Annotated in this window: 7 protein-coding genes; 2 read left to right on the plus strand and 5 right to left on the minus strand. The window is 68.4% G+C overall.

Annotated elements, in window-relative coordinates:
- Positions 1–93: 93 nt before the first annotated feature.
- The 3 genes from VF632_RS14470 to VF632_RS14480 form a co-directional block, all read right to left on the minus strand.
- Positions 94–2814: a YncE family protein gene (locus VF632_RS14470; protein WP_331023620.1), complete on the minus strand. Its 2721-nt coding sequence runs from the start codon at positions 2812–2814 to the stop codon at positions 94–96.
- Entirely contained in the window at positions 2811–7451 is a 4641-nt protein-coding gene (locus VF632_RS14475; protein ID WP_331023621.1) for a hypothetical protein, read from the minus strand. The genes VF632_RS14470 and VF632_RS14475 overlap by 4 nt, the downstream gene beginning before the upstream one ends.
- A gap of 94 nt (positions 7452–7545) precedes the next feature.
- A complete protein-coding gene (locus tag VF632_RS14480) occupies positions 7546–9963 on the minus strand; it encodes a hypothetical protein (protein WP_331023622.1) in 2418 nt (805 codons plus the stop codon).
- Positions 9964–10074: 111 nt separating this feature from the next.
- Here VF632_RS14480 and VF632_RS28255 point away from each other — a divergent pair, with 111 nt between their 5' ends.
- Complete coding sequence (locus VF632_RS28255; RefSeq protein WP_414682896.1) at positions 10075–10263, plus strand: hypothetical protein; 189 nt, start codon at positions 10075–10077, stop codon at positions 10261–10263.
- Positions 10264–10753: 490 nt separating this feature from the next.
- On the opposite strand, the gene VF632_RS14485 is transcribed toward VF632_RS28255, so the two are convergent.
- Entirely contained in the window at positions 10754–11485 is a 732-nt protein-coding gene (locus VF632_RS14485; RefSeq protein ID WP_331023623.1) for a phenylalanine 4-monooxygenase, read from the minus strand.
- 327 nt (positions 11486–11812) lie between these two features.
- On the opposite strand from VF632_RS14485, the gene VF632_RS14490 reads away from it, so the two are divergent.
- The gene (locus VF632_RS14490; protein WP_331023624.1) at positions 11813–12079 is read left to right on the plus strand and encodes a hypothetical protein; all 267 of its coding nucleotides are present in this window, start codon (positions 11813–11815) and stop codon (positions 12077–12079) included.
- Between the two features lie 20 nt (positions 12080–12099).
- Here VF632_RS14490 and VF632_RS14495 read toward each other — a convergent pair whose 3' ends face one another.
- Positions 12100–17964, minus strand: coding sequence for an amino acid adenylation domain-containing protein (locus tag VF632_RS14495; RefSeq protein ID WP_331023625.1), 5865 nt, complete (start codon positions 17962–17964; stop codon positions 12100–12102).
- Positions 17965–17972 lie beyond the last annotated feature (8 nt).

The following is a 17972-nucleotide window of genomic DNA, read 5'->3' on the forward strand; positions in this document are numbered from 1 at the left end:
GGCGCGGCGCGGTCGATGCGGCCCGGGTTTGCGCTGCGGAATGATTCGGTCCGGACGGCGCGGACGCGCGGGGCATGGTGGCCCTTCCCGCCGTCAAGACCCTTTCTCCTGGATCGAGAAGATGGACATGTTCAGGTTCGCGTCCGTCGCCTGCGACCCGGAGCACCCGTTGTTGCGCCCCAGGAAATACTCCTTGGACACGAACACGTCGGTGTAATTGTTGTTCACGCCGTAGGTCGCGATGTCGATCGGGTTCCCGTTGGTCTGCTCCAGGGTGATGGACCCCACCACGGTCGCTCCCCCGTTGGAGATGTCCACCACCGAAAGACTCTTGTCGCAGTAATTGCTCACGAACAGCAGGTTCCCCGAATCGGTGATCCTGGCCGCCGACGGCCCGCTGCCCACCGTCAAGGTGGCCGTGACCGTCCGGCTGGCCGTATCGATGACGGTGACGGTCCCGCCCTGAAAGTTGGTCACGAACAGGCGGGCCTTGTTCTGGTCCAGGGTGAGGCTGAAGGGCTGGAACCCGGCCGTGATCGGGTCGAGGGTCGAGTTGGTCGTGGTGTCGATGACGCAGACCAGGTTGTCCCCCGAGCAGGCTACGAACAGGATGGTCCCCACCAGGGCGAAGGCGCAGGGCTCGGTGCTCTGCAAGCCGATGGTGGCCGTGACGGCGTTCTGGGCCAGGCTGATCACCGAGACGTTCTGGCTGTCGTAATTGCCCACGTACAGGTTCGCGCCGGCCGCGTCGAAGGCGTAGGCCTCGGGGCTGGTGCCCACCGTGATGTCCTGCACGTAGGCGAAGCTGTTCCCGCCCTCGCTGACGTTGTAGGCGGAGACGGTCGTGAGCTGGTGCTGTTGCAGATAATACATCTGGGTCCCGGCCGGGTTGATGGCCAGACTGTACGGAGGGGGGCCTTGCTGTTGCAGCGAGGCTACCTGGGTCTGGGAAGCGGCATCGAACATGTAGATAGTGCCGGGCCCCGACCCGCCCGCCTGCGCCGTGAACAATTTCAGCCCGTCCTGGGTGAGGGCCAGGATGTTGCCGGGAAAGGTGGTGGGCGAAACCGCGTGGGTGGCCTGCAGCACCTGGTACACGGCGCCCGCGGCGGCATTGGCCACGTAGACGATCGAGTTGGACGGGTTGCTGATGGAAATCGGCAGGGATTGGAAGGCCGTGCCGTTGCCCATCGAACCCACGTTCACGCTGGCGTAGGCCTTGTACGCGTACACGGTCAGGCTGGCGTACACCGGCTGCCCGTCCGTTCCCCAGGGGGTGGCCTTCAGCGTGTAGGTGGTGGTCCCGTTCACCGTCACGGACAGGCTGGTGCCGGTCTGGATGCCGTGGTCGACGACCTCGATGGTTTTCGCATCCTGGACCTGCCAGCTCAAGGTGACGACATTGGCGCCGTTGATGTTCACCAGCAGGCTGGAAGCCGTGAAGGACGAAATGACGGCGGGGGGCTGGATCACCGTGATGGAAAACGTCTTGGTGTCCGTGGCGGCCTCTCCCGGAGCCTTGTAGACCGACAGGGTGAAAACCGTGGACTCCCTGTCGGGAGCCCGGGGGGGCACGTAGCTCCCCTCGTCGAAGCCGATATCGGTGGGGCTGGCGAGGTTGACCGGGTTCCCGTCGCGCAGGGCATAAACCAGGGTGACGTAGGCGGCCACCTCGGTCTGGTAGGCGATGACCACGTTGTCGCCCACCTTGATGGTCGCGGGAACGACCTGGAAAGAGGATGCGGGAATGGAAGGTACGGCGACCTGCTTCTGGAGCTCGATGGAAAAGTAGCCGTCGGCGTATCCCGGCACGAAGTTCCACTGCACGTGCAACGACGAGAGCGTCTGGGGAGCGACGTTGAGGTCGGTGATGATGTTCCCGATGGGAAATCTGACGCCCTGGTTGGCGGCAATCAGCGGTGGGCTCCCCGGGGTGAAGATCCAGTTTCCCGTGCCGGCCTGATGGGCGGTGCTGCTCCATTTCGAAGGCGAATCCGGATCCACGCCGATGGTTATCTGGTCCCCCAGGGCCTGGGTGGTGAGGGCGGCGTCGTCGTCGGTTCCGAACAGGAACGAGAAGGTGAAGACGGCGCCTCCCAGAGGCGTGCCGGAGGGTACCAGCGGGTGACTGGAATTGTTCTCCAGGTACACGGTCAGCGAGTTCTGGATGGGGAAAGTATTGTCGTAGGTGATGTATACCGGAATGGGCGGGGCGCCGCTGTCGCCGGCAGGCGGGTTGGACGCGGGCTGGATGACATGCTGCACGGTCCCGTTCAGAACGCCGCAATCCAGCACCTTTTTCAGATCGTCCCCCTGGGGCGGATTGAGCACCGCCACGAGGTAGGAAAACGGGAACGTCCTTTGGGCGACGCCGGGGACGTTGTAGAAGAGCACATCGAAGGCGCCCGGGGTCTGCGAGGTGCAGGCGATGTTCCGGAGCTTGAAGTCGACCCTGCTCCCGTTCGCGAAGGGGAAATCCTGCCTGGGGGCGACCGCCCAGGTGGGGCTGCCATGGTCGCCGGGCGGGAAATAGACGGCCTCCCATTCCCCCTTGGCGTCGCCGACCTGCATGGCCGAGGCCTGGGCGTCCGTCAGGATGGTGCTGAAATCGAAGGCGAAGGAAGAGGCCCCGCCCTCCTGGGTACCGTTCACGGGCACGCCGCCGGTCAATGTCAGGTCCGTCCCGGTATTGTTCACCAGGGTGAACGTCAACGAGTTCCAGGTCGTATCGGTGGTGGAATAGACCACCAGGGCCGGGGGCTGGGCCTTGTCGTTGAGGCAGGAGAAGCAGCTGTCATTGAAGGAAGCGCTCATCGCATCTCCAGGGGTAGGAGCAGGGGGACGACATTGTCGGGAAAATCGGGCAGGGCGAAGTAAAAGATCTGGAAGTTGCCGGCCTGGGTGCCCGGCGGGCAGGTGATGCCGCCCAGGGTGAAGGTCACCGAATCGCCCGGGGCCAGGCTCAGGTCGGCCAGGGGCGCGGCCGACCACAGGGCCGGATGCCGCGAATCCGCCGGGAAATAGGCCGCCTTCCAGCCCGGGGCCGCCACCTGCATGCCCGCCACCACGCTGTCCGGCAGCATGGATCCGAAGTTGAAGGCCAGCGACGACCCGCCTTCCTGGTAGCTTTCCGGGACCGGCGGGCCCCCGTTCAGGATCAAGGGCGCATTGGTCTTGTTGGTCCAGGTCAGGGTCATGGCGTTGAGGCTCGGATCCTGGGTGACGTACAGGACCGGCTTCTGCGCCTTGACGTTCAGGATCTGGAAGGAGGCCGCCGAGATCAGGGCGTTGGCCAGGTTGAGCCAGCCTTCCAGGATGTTCTGCGGCGCGTAGTTCATCACCGCATCCACCGTGACCGGGGCGATGGTTTGCGTCTGCGACCAGGAGCTCCCGTCGTTTTCCACCCAGGTCCAGCCCCCCCCGCTTTGTGCCGGCACCGGCATGGCCAGCTGCGCCCGGGGAGTCAGGATGGGCGCGGTCAGAAAGGCCAGGCACATCTTTTCCAGCGCATCGGCGTACTGGTCGGGAGGGATGTCGATGGTCTTGACCGGCAGGATGCCGGTGGTGGCATGGATGACCCCGCGCGGCTCGACCAGCATGGAAATGACCACGGCGGGCGTGTCGCGCGATCCGTTCACCAGCAGGTTGTCGTCCGGCGGGGGCAGCACGTTCGGGTTCCCCGCCTCTACCGCGGGCGCGTAGAAGGTCCCGTACTGGCCGTCCTTGAAGTAGCCGATCAGCCCGTCCTCGGTCTGGGGGACGTTCCCGATCTTCACGGGGAAGTTCACCTGGCTGAAGCCGTAATCATTTCCCCAGGTGAAGGTCCCGTTCTCGTCCTGGCTCACCTGGTCCTGCAGATCGGTCCAGCTCTGGCTATAGGCCGGGTCGCCCCTCAACTCCAGGTTCAGCGAGGCGCGCACCAGGGCCAGGGGCCTTCCCAACAGGACGGCGTTGCCCTGGTACTGGGCGTGGTTGGAGGGGTCGATGGTCGCCGAGGAGATATCCAGGGCCCGCATGAAGGTGTCGAGATAGGCCGCCGAAGCCGTCCCGCCGTCCCCGTACAGGCCCAGGATCATGTCCCGCAGATGCGGGTTCACCACCCCCAGGGCCGCGAAGAAATCCGGGGCGCTGAGGCCGAAATAGGCGCTGCCCGGCGCGGATTGCCACAGGACCTGGGTCTGGTCCCAGTTCAGGGCCAGGGACCCGTAGGCGTTCCCCTTGTTGTCGTACACCCACAGGCTGTCGTCGAGATGGTTGGCCAGGATCCAGCCGCAGATGGGCGTGGTGGCCGGATGCGTGTTCATCTCGACGGCATCGTCGGAGGCGGAAAGCCAGCGGAAGAGGAGACGCGAAGCCTGGGTAAGGCGGGGCGGCAGGTAGATGTCCGTCGCGGGCTGGACCACCGACTGCTGCATGGACTGGGACCGGTACACCACGTTGGGCTTGAGCACCTGCACGTTGCGGCCGAATACGTCCACCAGGGTTACGCCGGCGATCTGCATGAGCCCCGCCCGGATGGGGTTGTAGCTGTTCCCGGTCGCGGGCCTTTCGGTGTAGTTCGCGCCCACGGCATCGTGAACCGTGGTGTTGGTGAAATCGTAGTAGGGGGAAGGGTTCGGATCGGCCACGGGCAGCTGCATCTCCTTCTGCAGCATGAGCAGGGCCTCGTCGAACCCGCTCATGGCCTGGGACAATACGGGCTTGTCCGACAGCTGGGACGCGATGGCGTTCAACTCGTCCAGCATCGGATCCTTGGGATTCGCGACGATCAACCCTTCGAGCTGCCTTTGCAGGTTGATGTTGGCGTGGGGCGTGAGGAAAATGGTGTTCTGATAGACCTGGATGCCCTGCGTATCGGACTCGAAGGACGGACCGGTGTATACCAGGTCGGTGTCCCCGAACGTGAACCGGGAAGTGATGAAATCGGCCGGATAGGCGGGCGCCTGGGACGAAGGCACCTGCAGGAAGGGATAGAAGTATACGCCCCACTGCAGCGAGAAGGGGAGCCAGGGATTCCCGTCCCAGGCCTGCATGCCCGCCAGGGAGAAGGGATATCCCGCATAGTCCAGTCGACCCGCCGCGGGATTGAAGGCGGTCGAGTTCAGGAGATAGGTGAGGCGCAGGGTGTCGTCTTCGCCCATGGGCGAGTCGTTGAGCGTATAGGCATCGCCCGCAAGCGTGTACCAGGAATTCAGGTAGGCCGCATCGTCCGGATACAGGGCGGCGGCCATGCTCGTGAATTCGGGCTGGGGGAGGGACTTCGGAACGGCCGGCTCCAGGAAGGCATCGATCGCCGTGCCGACGGCCCTGGATAGATCGCCCAGCGGCGTGCCGAGCCCCGCCGCCCTCAGCTCAGCGGCGAGGATATCCTCGTTGAGCAGCCCGCCGTCCACCAGCACCCCATCCACCGCGGCCAGCAAAGCCGCCCCGCCGGGATTGGGGATGGGATCGAAGGTGGAAGCATCCAGGTCCAATTCGGCCGCATTGCCGAAGGCGCCCGCGGGGATCTTCACCGAGGCCAGCAACTGGCCCGTGAGGCGGCAGACCAGGGTCCCGTCCGCCATGTAGCGCCCGTCGTTCCCGTACCGGTCGCTGGGCTGAATGCCGTCGCCCTGGAACAGGAGCACGGGATCATTGGGCTGCCAGTAGCGGGGGGCCGTCACCGAGGACAGGAAATACCCGCCCCCCAGGGCCTGCTTCAGGGCCGCGGCCTGGGAATCCAGGGTTTTTTCCAGGGCGGAGGCCTGGTCGACCAGGGGTTGCAGCTGCTCGATTTTGTCCAGGATGTACTGGGCCAGGCTGCCGGCATCGATGTCCACCGGGGGATTGCCTCCGTTGCCGGGATAACGGGTCCACATGAAACGGTACCAGTCCGCGAAGATCTGCGACTGGATGGTTTCGATGCGGGTCTGCAGCTCGTTGTATTGCAATTGCCCCACGTTGAGATCGTTCAATTGCAGGGCCTGGGCTGCGGGCAGGGTCACCTCCCCCGAGGATTGCGGCGAATTCTTGTCCGCCTGCACCTGCCACAGGTATCCGCCCCGGCTGGAGCTGAAGGAATTCTTGTGCAGGGTCGCTTTCAGCGCTTCCCAGTCGTTCAGCATGCTGTCGCTGGTCGCCTGCGGGAGGATGCCCGCCTGCAAGGCGTCCAGGATCTCCTCCACCACGGGCACCTGATCGGCGGGGAAGCCGGACGTATTGGCGATCAGGGCCGACAGGGCTTCCCCCGAGGTGTTGCCGATGGCGATGTTGAAGTCCTTGCCGGGATCGCTGGTGAAGTAATCGGTGGCCGCGTTCCATACCACGTTGGAGATGAATCCCGTATACAGGGTAAAAGCGGGGGAGTAGGCGGGCGTCGCCGTGCCGGAGAGCACCGACCATCTGGCCCTTCCCAGCGTGTCGGCCAGGAAATCGTACCCGGCCGCCGCCATGATGCCCCAGAGCCGGAGTTCGTCCCCGTCGCCCAGGCCTTCCACCGGGCCCATGCGCGCCGGATAGTACTGTTCCAGGATGGCCTGGTTCTCGGGGTCCGGGGTATGGGCGATGACGTCGCTGAAATCGGGCGTGGGGATTTCCTGGGGGATGTCCACGTCCAGGGGGTACCCGGCCGCCTGCAGCAGGTCCCAGAGGATCTGGCCCGTCTGCACCGGCACCGCTTTGGCCAGGGCATAGGTGGCGATCTGGAAACCGGAGCGGAGGAAAGCGGCGTCGGTGGGGTCGGAAACCCTGGCGAGCAGGGCGTCGAAGGCGTCGGCGGGCAGGCGCTGCGGCAACTGGCGGATGGGATCTTCCGCGGGATTGCTGTACCAGCCGACCACCTGGTAGCCCAGATACTTGTCCGACCCGGAGGTGCCGAGCAGGGCCAGGTCGGAGCCGAGATCGTTGAATCCCAGGCTGCTCTTGCAGTTCTGGTACGAGGCGGCGAAGTCGGTTTGCCCGTATCCCACCGCGGAGAGCCCGGGGACGTAGCTGTCGGGGGTCCCCGCGCCCAGTCCCGGATTGGCCTGGATCCACTCCGCGAACGGAGTCACCTTGCCCAGGTAGCGCCAGGGCTGGCTGTCCCATTGATCGCCCTGGTAGGGCACGGAGGTGGCCGCGCGATCCACGGGTGCATTGGGATCGTCGGCCGCGTAGAAGTTGCTTTCGACGATCCAGCGATCATAGGCCGGCGGGGAGGCGCTGTCCGGATCGCAGAAGACCCGGGTGACCAGCCAGCGATCGGGCATGGCGGGGAACTGGACGCCGCCCCCGCCTTCCGCGCCCTGGGTGAGCGCGTCGGGCAGGGCCCAGTGCAGGTGCACGCCCTGCGACATGGACGTGAGCCCGCCGGAGGCGATGGCGCTGCTGAGATAGGCCGACGTCTTCAGCCTGGAAAAATCGAAGGGGTTCTGCTGGAAGATCGCGCCCGGATCGGTGCCGATGCACAGGGCTTCGATATCGATGGGAACCACCAGCCCCGTGGTTCCGTCCGCTCCCCCCGTCCCGGCTCCCGCGTTTGTTCCGGTCACCGCATTCCTTTCTTCCGAGCGTATCCGGCGCGGCGGCTCATGCGCCGCCGAAGGCATACGTGACGCGCGCTACGCCTTCGATCATTTCCAGCGCGAACTCCGCCGAGGTAAAGGGGCCGTCGTAGACCCCGGCGCTTTTGAGCCCCGCCTGCACGGCGCCGGCGAGATCGCCGATGCGCAGTACCGAGGCCTCCGCGGTCCGGGTATAATCCGCGATCTTCAGGGGCGGCGCGGTCGCGGCGGGCACCGGCGAGCCCGGCTGGTCGTCGCCCACCTGGGTCACGTAGCGGAACGACTTGGTGAACTTCGAGGGGTCCGGATCGTCGACGTCTTGGTCCACCCCGAAGTGCAGGGCCTCGGGATGCTCGTTGAGCACCAGCTTCGCGACCACCCCGTCGAAGATCCCCAGCAGCACTCCGGGCCCCACCTGCTCCAGGCGCAGGATGGAAAGCTCGGTTCCCGAGGCGTCGAAACCATGCACTTCCATGCCGGGCCAGCCTGTCACCACCTGGGAGCGCAGCAGAAATCCGGTGGGATCGGCGACGGGGGTGATGGATCCATCGGTGGAGGGAGCGGGCGTGTCGGCCCCAAGGGATGCCGAGGCGGGCTCGGCGACGGGATTGGACGCGGCGGCGTTCGGTGCCGGCATGTTGAGCAGGCCCGGCCGGATGGCGCGGGCACCGGCATGGGAGCCCTGGCGCAGGAGCGGCGCAAAGGCCTGGCTCAGGGCTGCATCCCCGGAGGTGGAATTCCCCAGGCTGAGCGCGCCTTCCAGGAGACTGTCCACCCAGGCGCTGTCCATGTAGAAGAAGCGGAGCGACTCCGAAGGCAGCATGCGCTCATCGGGAACCAGGTAATTGAAGGGGATGCCGTAGAGCAGCCGCAGGCGGGCGAGGAATCCCGCCACCGCGCCGGGCAGGCTGGGGACGTCGGCGTCGGCAAGGCGGGCCTGGATGGCGGCGGGATCGACGAGCACCCGGCGGACGGCGGCGGCGCGGTCGGGGCGCGTGATGCTGCGGGGGGCCTGGACCGCGGCGGATTTGGCGGCGATCGCGGTGGCGGACGCTCCGGAAACGGCCTGGGCACCATTCATGTAGCCGGACAGCGACTGCTGCAGCAGCGAGATCATGTCCGCATAGGGGAGGTCCAGGAATTCCTCCTCGACGCTCAGGATCACCGCCTGGGTGGTCGCGCGCTTCCAAGCGTAGAGCGACGAGGAATAGGCGCTGGATTGCAGCCCAAGCAGGCGCCCCAGTTGCCAGGCGGCGGAATACGACACGTCGAACATGCCCGCGTCGGGGTTGTAGCGGGTGAATTGATCGGCGACGTTGCCGGGGAAGGGGATGGTCGTTTCGAGGTTGAACGGGACGAAGGGCCCGTGGAACCAGGACACGGTATGATCGCCCAGGCGGGTGGTATGGTCGAAGGCGGCCAGGCCCATCTTGAAGGCGTTGGACACCGCGGCATCGCCGGCCGCCCCCGTGCTCTGGAAAGGCGCCTGCAGAACCGCCGTGGTGAAGACGCCCCCGGGCCTGTTCACCTTGAGCAGAAGGCCCGCGAAGGTGTATTCCTGCGATACCGCCGAATAGGTCCAGCTTTTCAGGCTCACCACGCGTACCATCGTGGTATCCGCGTCGCCGCTCCTGGCGGGAAGGTTGGACTCGCTCGCCGGCCCGGGCAGCACCGGCCCGAATTGCTCCAGGCAGACCAGGTGCGCGATCGAGCGCTTTCCCGGCAAGGCGAAGCGGTTGCCGATCACCTCGGCCACCTGCCCCACGGGATCGAGGTCCGCAGACGTTTGCCGCAGCTTGCGCACGTAGGTTTCGGACTTGTTGAACAACTGGATTTCCCGCACCTGGGCCAGCCAGCCAAGGTCATCGGCGGTGGGCATCGCCTCGTTGAACAAAGCGGCCGGGATGTCGATGAACATGCATTGGTCGTCCCAGGTTTCCCCGTAATCCAGGTCGGGGGTCTGGGTTCCCGGCCTGGAGGGGAAGGGCGGGAAGTAGGTGCCCGGCGGAAGCTTGCCATCGCGTCCCTTCTCCCCGGGATCGGTTTTCTGCGAGGCCGGAAGCAGGTCGAGCAGGGTTCCTTCCCGGGCGGGGGGCGGTGGATCGCCCTCATCGAAAAGGACGACCCCGAGCCAGGGGGGATCGTTGACCGCGATCTCCTTGTCCAGGCTGCGCTCCCAGGGCAGGGTGGGCCGCGACAGGACCGCATGGGGCAGCACGTTTGAGAATTCCCCCAGGCTGAACGGCGGCGGGAACATGGAAACGAGGTCGCCGGGAACGAGGGAGAACCGCGGGCCCGAAACCGTGAAGCGGCTCTCGTAAGGGTAGATGGTGGCGGGGATCGAACCGTCGGTCGATGCCACGGCCTGGTTCGCCGTCAGGGAATAGTTCCCGTCCTGGAGGCCGGGCTGCGCGTATTGATAGAAGCTGACTTTCTTTGGCATGGCAGGATCCTGGGCGAGGCTGTCCGGAGACGCGACGAGAAACGGTTCGAAGGCAGCCGAGGGGACGGGGGAATCTTCCGGATGGGATATCGCGGCGCCCGAATCTACCGCATGGCCCCGCCCATCCCGGAACAGGTCGTGACCCCTGGCGGCAAGGAACCGTTTTTGGACCGTTCCATCCAGGACGGGCACAACGTATGGCAATCCCTCGAGGGGCAGGCAGTCGGATCCATCCAGGGGCACGGCCCGTATGTGGCCCGGACCTGGTCCGCCGGTTGGCTCGCCGCGAAGCCGTTTTGATCCTCGATCGCTGGGGCGCGGCGGAGGGCGTGCGGAACTACGAGGAAGTGGGAACCGAAGAGCAAGCCCGGCAGGAGATGGTGCTGGAGGTCAGGGCGGTGAACGAGAGGGCTGAGTACGCGTACATGATCACCTCGCTGGATAAAGGCTGCGCGTATGGGTCCCTTGGAGGGACCCTGCCATGCTTACTACGCCTTTTTTGAATTGTCAAGGAAAACGTGTCGGTGGAGTGAGCCGGGGCACCCGGGCACGAGCAGCAGCGGCGGCTCGTCAGTAGCCGAAATATTCTGCAAATCCTCGCACGGGCGCGGATTTGTTCGGCGTACCGTAGCCGAGTTCTTCATTCTCACACGACCGGCGACCCGTGTCGTCCCGCCTCGTTGCGAAGACGCCGCCACTCGGGAGAGCGGCGGCGTCTTGCGTTGCAGCTGGGGTGCGGGGGCCAGGCGGGGTCCGTGTGGCTCAGGCCGAGCCGAATCTCGATCCGGCGTCAGTGGACGAGGCGCTTCGCCTGCTCCACCGCCTCGAAGAGCTGATCGAAGGATTCCGTTACGAACAGCACGTCCTGAAAGCGGTCGATCTCGAAGTGCTGCTCCATCACCGCCTCCAGCGAGAACGGCCGCCGGTCGCAGTTGGGTCCCAGCGCGTTGGCCGCCTCGCCGTGCGACGAGATGAGGCCGCTGCCGTACACCTTTACCTCGCCATCCTCGCGCACCAGCCCGAACTCCACCGTAAACCAGAAGAGCCGCGCCATCTGGCGCACGCCCTCTTCCGACCGGGCGCGCGCCGCCACCTCGCCGAATTCCTGGAGGAAGTTGGCGAAGACCGGGTCTGCGTGCAGCGGGACGTGGCCAAAGACGTCGTGGAAGATGTCGGGCTCCGGAAGGTAGTCCAGCTGGTCGCGGGGACGCACGGACACGGTGGTCGGGAAGCGGCGTTCGGCCAGCTGCTCGAAGAAGCTGCGGGCGGGAATGAAGCCCACCACGGGGACCGCCGCCCACCCGGTGAGCGCCGCCAAACGGCGGTTCACGTCGTCGAGATCGGGGACGGATTCTGCCTGCAGCCCGATCGCGGCCGCGCCCTCCAGGAAGACGCGGCTCCCCGTCCGCTGGAGGTCGCGCATCCGCCGCGCGTACAGCAACTCCCATACGGCGTGGTTCTCCGGGGTGTAGAGGTGCCAGTTCTGTTCCGTGAAGATCGATGGTTCGGCGCTGGCCAGCATGCTCTTCTCCTCTGTGAACGGAAGGCGGTCGCCTGCGTCGGGGGCCGTGGGCGCGGCAACGCAGGAGGCGTCCGGTGGCACATCATTTCAGACTGGATTTTGGAGAGTAACCACGTTCGTGGAGAACGCGCAAGTCCCTCACCTTCATTGTCGCCTGGGACGCGCTTAACGGCAGGATCGGCCGATCAAGGGGCCCGGCCCCCGCTCACGGACAGCGTACTGCCCGCCACCGGGCGGACGCAGCAGGAACGCTGGTTTTCGAGGGGGCGCATTTTCAGACAGGACGGTGCGTTCTCATTCGGCCAGGCCGACGACGAGCGGGACACGGTGATGGACCACGTGATCCGCATCTCGCGCACGCACGACGCGCTGACGCCCCTGCTGGGCAGCGTGCCGCTGCAGCTGCTGGCGTACCCCATCGCCGTGCTTCGCGGCACGAACCCCGATCAGCCGCGGAACCTGGCGAAGCCGGTTACGGTGGAAGGGCGGCATTGGACCGACCCGGGATTGTTGGCCCGAACGAAGGCGCCGCCGCTCAGGAGAGCGGCGGCGCCTCATCGTGCGGGATCCCTTGTCCTGCCAGCTGATTGGTGAGGCGCTGGCCCCGCCGAGCCTCAGCCCCCGCCCGCGGCGGACGCATGGACCGCGCGAGAGATCGCCGCCCCCAGCAGCTCCACGTTCCCCTTCGCCCACATCGTGTTGTGGTCACCCGGAACGCGCACCAGCTGGAACGGACGTCCCCCCGGCAGGTCGTGCCAGCCGCGGCGGGGGTCGCCCGACGCCTGGGCGGCGTCGGTGCTGAAGATGTGGACGGAAGCCGGGAGCGGCCCGGGGACGATCTCCTCATAGCTGCGCTCGAGGAGGTCGAGCCGGAGAGCCACCTGCTCGGCCCGCTCCACGGTGACCGATTCGGGAAGGAGCGCCCGCGCCTTGCACTCGGCGATGAAGCCCGCCATGTCCAGTCCCTCGCCATCCGCCCTGAGCGCCATGAGCGCCTCGGGCGTCGGCCGCATCTCGCCGGTGGCCCAGGACAGCACCCCCAGCACCCTGTGCTGCCGCATCGTCGGTGAGTCCGGCACCGGCATGGGGCCCGGGTAGATGGTGTCCAGCAGCCCCACGAACTCCACCGCCTGTCCCGCTCCGACCAGCCGTTCCGCCGCGGCGTAGGCATAGGCTCCGCCCGCGGACCACCCCGCCACGCGATACGGCCCCTCCGGCTGCACCTCCGTGATCATCCGCACCAGCCGGGTCACCAGGTCGTCCAGGGAGTCGAGCTCGTCCGTGTCGTTGAGCGGCCCCGGCAGGGCGTAGACGGGGATCTCCGGGTCCAGGTGCGGGCGAAGGATCTGCCCGTAGAAGACGAACCCCATTACGTCGTGGATCAGGAACAGGGGGGGCTCGGAGCCGGTCTCCCTGATCGGGATGGCGCGGGCGGTGCCGACCCACTCACCGGTCCGCTCCAGCCGCGCCGCGAGCTGGAAGAGCGTCGGGTACGTGAACACCTCGTCCACCGTCGCGGCGGGGTTCAGCGACTCGCGCACCCGGGCCACCATCCGGGCGGCGAGCAGGGAGTGGCCGCCCAGGTCGAAGAAGTGGTCGCGCCGGCCCACGCTCTCCACCCCCAGCACATCGGCCCAGATCTCGGCCAGCACGGCCTCCGCCATGGTGCGCGGCGGCTCGAGGCCACGGCGCGCGAACGCCGCGCCTTCCGGCGCCGGGAGCGCCCGACGGTCCAGCTTGCCGTTGCTCGTGAGCGGAAGGGCCTCCAGCGGCACGTACGCGTCCGGCACCATGTACGCCGGCAGACGGCCGGCGAGGTGCGCCTTCAGCGCGTCGGCCGGGGCCTCGCCGACCACGTAGGCCACCAGCCGCTTCCTCCCCGGGGTGTCCTCCCGCGCCAGCACCACCCCCTGGCGCACCGCCGGGTGCTCGCGCAGCCGCGCCTCGATCTCGCCCAGCTCGATGCGGAAGCCGCGGATCTTCACCTGGAAGTCGTTGCGTCCCAGGAAGTCGAGAACGCCGTTTTCCTTCCATCGCGCCCGGTCGCCGCTGCGGTACAGCCGTGCGCCGGGGACGGCGGAGAACGGATCGGGGACGAAGCGCTCGGCGGTGAGCGCGGGGCGGCCCAGGTAGCCGCGCGCGACACCGGCCCCGCCGATCAGCAGCTCGCCCGCGACGCCCGGCGGCTGCGGCTCGCCCAGCGCATCGCAGACGTACAGCCGCACGTTCCCCAGCGGCCGGCCGATCGGGTGCCCGGCGACCGCACCGTCCGCCGGCACTTCGTGCGCCGAGGCCAGGATCGCCGCCTCCGTGGGGCCGTAGAGAACGGAGGTCCGCGCGGCCGGGAAGGTGGCGGTCATCTCCGCCAGCAGGTCGGCGGGAACCTGGTCGCCGCCCACGAAGGTGGCGCGGAGGCGGGCCAGGCGCGGCGCCCGGCGCTCCACCTGCACGATCTCGCGCATCAGCGCGGGGACCGCGTGCAGGAGCGTGGCGTCCGTGACCTCGCTCAGGAACGCGCGGGGGTCCATCACCCGCTGGGGCATGACCAGGCGGGTCTCCGCGCCGGAAATGAGCGGGAGAAGGATCTCGAAGAGGGAGATGTCGAAGGCGCTCGACGCCAGCGCAGGCAGCACGTCGCCGGGGCCCACGCCGTACTCCGCGCGGCTGACGGCCAGCAGGCTGACCAGCGAGCCGTGGCGCACCAGCACGCCCTTGGGCCTTCCCGTGGACCCGGAGGTGTAGATGACGTATGCCAGGTGCTCCGGCCGCACCCCCACCTCGGCCCGGTCGGGATCCGACGCGGGATACGCATCCAGCGCCGCGAGGTCGCCCGTGTCGACGAGCGGCACCCCGGCGCCGGCGAAGCGGGCGACGAGCGGCCCCTCCGTCAGCAGCGCGGCGGGCGCGCTGTCGCCCAGCACGTACTGGAGGCGGTCCTCCGGATTCACGATGTCGAGCGGGACGTAGCCGCCGCCGGCCTTCAGCACCGCCAGGAGCCCGACCACCGTTTCCAGCCCCCGCCTGACTCCCACCGCCACGCGCACCTCCGGCCCCACCCCGAGCGCGCGGAGGTGGTGCGCCACCCGGTTGGCCCGCGCGTTCAGCTCCGCGTAGGTGAGACGCGAGCCTTCGAACGACACCGCCACCGCGCCGGGCGTCCGCTTCACCTGGGCTTCGAAGAGCTCGTGGATGCACGCTTCGGCGGGGTACGCGGCATCGGTGGCGTTCCACTCCTCCACCACCGTGCGCCGCTCGGCCGGGGAGAGCAGCGCCAGGCGGTCCACCGGCTTCGCGTCGTCCGCGACCATCTCGTCCAGCACCCGCCGCAGGTAGCCCACGTGCCGCTCGACGGTGGCCCGGTCGAAGAGCGCGGTGGCGTACTCCACCGTCCCCCTGATCCGGCCGCCCTCGTCCCGGAGCGCCAGCGACAGGTCGAACTTCGCGCTCACGGGCAATGACGAGCCCCCGGAGCCCTCCGGGTCCAGCGGGCCCAGTGCCAGCCCCGGCAGCTCCAGGCGTTCCCCCGGCGCGTTCTGCCAGGCGAACATCACCTGGAAGAGCGGGGTGTGCGCCAGGCTGCGCGTGGGATGAAGGTGCTCCACCACCTGTTCGAAGGGGATGTCCTGGTTGTGCTGGGCGCCCAGGGCGCGCTCCTTCACCCGCCCCAGCAGCTCCGCCACGCTGGGCGAGCCCGACAGGTCGATGCGCACCGCCAGGAGGTTGACGAAGAAGCCGACCAGGCCCTCGATCTCGCTCCGCCCGCGGTTGGCGGTGGGGCTGCCGACCACGACCTCGTCCTGGCCCGACAGCCGGGCAAGCACGGCGGCCCACCCGGCCAGCAGCGTCATGAACAGCGTGGTGCCGTGCCGCTGCCCCAGCGTCCTGAGCGCCGTGGCCAGCGCCTCGTCGAGCTCCACGTCCACCGACGCGCCGGTGAAGTCCTGCTTTACCGGGCGCGCATGGCTCGTCGGCAGCTCCAGCAGCTCCGGCGCGCCGGCCAGCGTCTCGCGCCAGTACTCCGCCTGGCGCTGCAGGACCTCGCCCTCCACCACGCGGCGGTGCCACGCGGCGTAGTCGGCGTACTGCACCGGCAGCGGCGGGAGCGGATCGGGCTCGCCGCGGATGAAGGCGGCGTACAGCGCGCCCAGCTCGCGGTGCAGCACGCCCATCGACCAGCCGTCGGAGACGATGTGGTGCATCGTCAGCAGCAGCACGTGGTCGTCCGCCGCCATCCGCACCAGCCGCCCGCGGACCAGCGGGCCGTGCTCCAGGTCGAAGAGCGCGCTCACCTCGTCCGAGACCAGGCGGCGCAGCTCGTCCTCCGCGTCGGGCGCGGCATGGAGATCGTGCTCCACGAGCCGCAACGCGCTCTCCTCGACCGGGGCGATGCGCTGCACCGGCTCGCCGTCCACCGTGGGGAAGGAGGTGCGCAACACCTCGTGACGGGCGACGATGCGGTCCAGCGACCGCGCCAGCGCGCCGCGGTCCAGGTCGCCCCGCAGCCGCAGGCGCATGGGGATGTGGTAGGTGCTGCCCAGGTTTCCCATCTGCTCCAGGAACCACAGCCGCTGCTGCGCGAACGACAGCGGCGGCACCTGCGTGCGCTCGGTCGGCACCACGGGCGGCAGCACCGCCGCCCCCGCGCGGCGCATCTCCTCCACGCGCACAGCCAGCTCGGCGACGGTGGGGCCTTCGAAGAACGCCCGCAGCGGCAGCTCCACGCCGAACACCTCGCGCACCCGCGACACCACCCGCGTGGCCAGGAGCGAGTGCCCGCCCAGCCCGAAGAACTCGTCGTGCACCCCCAGCCGCTCCAGGCGCAGCACCTCGGCCCAGATCCCCGCCAGCACCTCCTCCACCGGCGTGCGCGGCGCGACGTACGTCTCCTCGTCCGGCCCGAACTCCGGCTCCGGCAGCGCCTTGCGGTCCAGCTTGCCGTTGGGGTTCACCGGGAGCGCGTCCATGTGGACGAACGCGGCCGGCACCATGTACTCCGGCAGCCGCTCGGCCAGGTGCGCGCGCAGCACCGCCGCAGCCGCACCGTCGCCCGTGTAGTAGGCCACCAGCCGCGGGTCTCCGACCTCCCCGTCGCGAGCCACCACCACCACCTCGTGCACGGCCGCGTGCTCGGCCAGCCGCGCCTCGATCTCGCCCAGTTCGATGCGGAACCCGCGCACCTTCACCTGCGAGTCGCCGCGGCCCATGAACTCGATCGTTCCGTCCGGCAGCCACCGCCCCAGGTCGCCCGTGCGGTACAGCCGCGCGCCGGGCGTGGCGCCGAAGGGGTCGGGGAGATAGCGCTCGGCCGTCTGCCCGGGGAGCCCCCGGTACCCGCGCGTCACCCCGGCGCCGCCCAGGTACAGCTCCCCGGTCACCCCCACCGGCACCGGCTCGCCGGCCGCGTCCAGCACGTAGATGGTGGCGTTGGCGATGGGGCGGCCCGGCGGCATGGAGCGGCTGGAGTAGCTCGACAGGTCCGCCCGCGCGAAGTGGTGGGCCGTGATCCCGGTCGCCTCCGTGGAACCGTACGGGTTCAGGAACACCGGACGGGGCTCCGGCACCCGTGCCAGCTGCCGCGGGTACAGCGGCTCCCCGCCGAACACCACGATCCGCAGCCCGCCGATCGCCCGCCCCCCGTCCGCCTCGACCAGCGCCTGGAACCCCGTCGGCGTCAGGTTCATCATGGTGATGCCGGACGCCACGATCTGCGCCGTGATCCTGCCCGGCTCAAACGGCTCGCGCGCAAGGTGCACCCGGCCACCCACGAACAGTGGGGCCAGCAGGTTGCGCTGCGTCAGGTGGAAGCTGAAGGAGGTGACGACCAGCACCGCGTCGCGCTCCGTGAGCCCGGTGGCGCCCAGGTACCAGTGCAGCAGGTTGGAAGCGCCCCCGTGCGTCATCATGACCCCCTTGGGCCGCCCCGTGGAGCCCGAGGTGTAGATGACGTACGTCAGGTGCTCCGGCGACAGCGCCGCACGCTCCGGGTTCGTGGCCGGATGGCCATCCCACCACGCCGCGTCCTCGTCCAGCGACAGCAGGGGCACGTCCAGCCCCTCCAGCCGCGGGGCCAGCGCCCCCTGCGTCACCATGACCACCGGGGCGCTGTCCCGCACCATGTCGAGCAGCCGCTCCCGCGGATAGGCGGGGTCCAGCGGCAGGTACGCGCCCCCCGACTTCAGCACCCCCAGCACGGCCACCACCAGCTCGGGCTCGCGCTCCACGCAGATCCCCACGCGCACGTCGGGGCCCACGCCCAGGCTCCTCAGGTGGTGCGCCAGCCGGTTGGCCCGGGCGTTCAGCTCCGCGTACGTCAGCTCCCGGTCCTCGAAGACTACCGCCACCGCGTCGGGCGTGCGCCCGGCCTGCGCCTCGAACCGCTCGTGGATGTACGAGTCGGCGGGGTACGGCGTTTCCGTGCGGTTCCACTCCTCCACCACCAGGCGGCGCTCCTCGTCCGACACCAGCGTCAGCCGGTCCACCGGCCGGG

This window comes from Longimicrobium sp. (genome assembly GCF_036388275.1).
GTDB lineage: Bacteria > Gemmatimonadota > Gemmatimonadetes > Longimicrobiales > Longimicrobiaceae > Longimicrobium.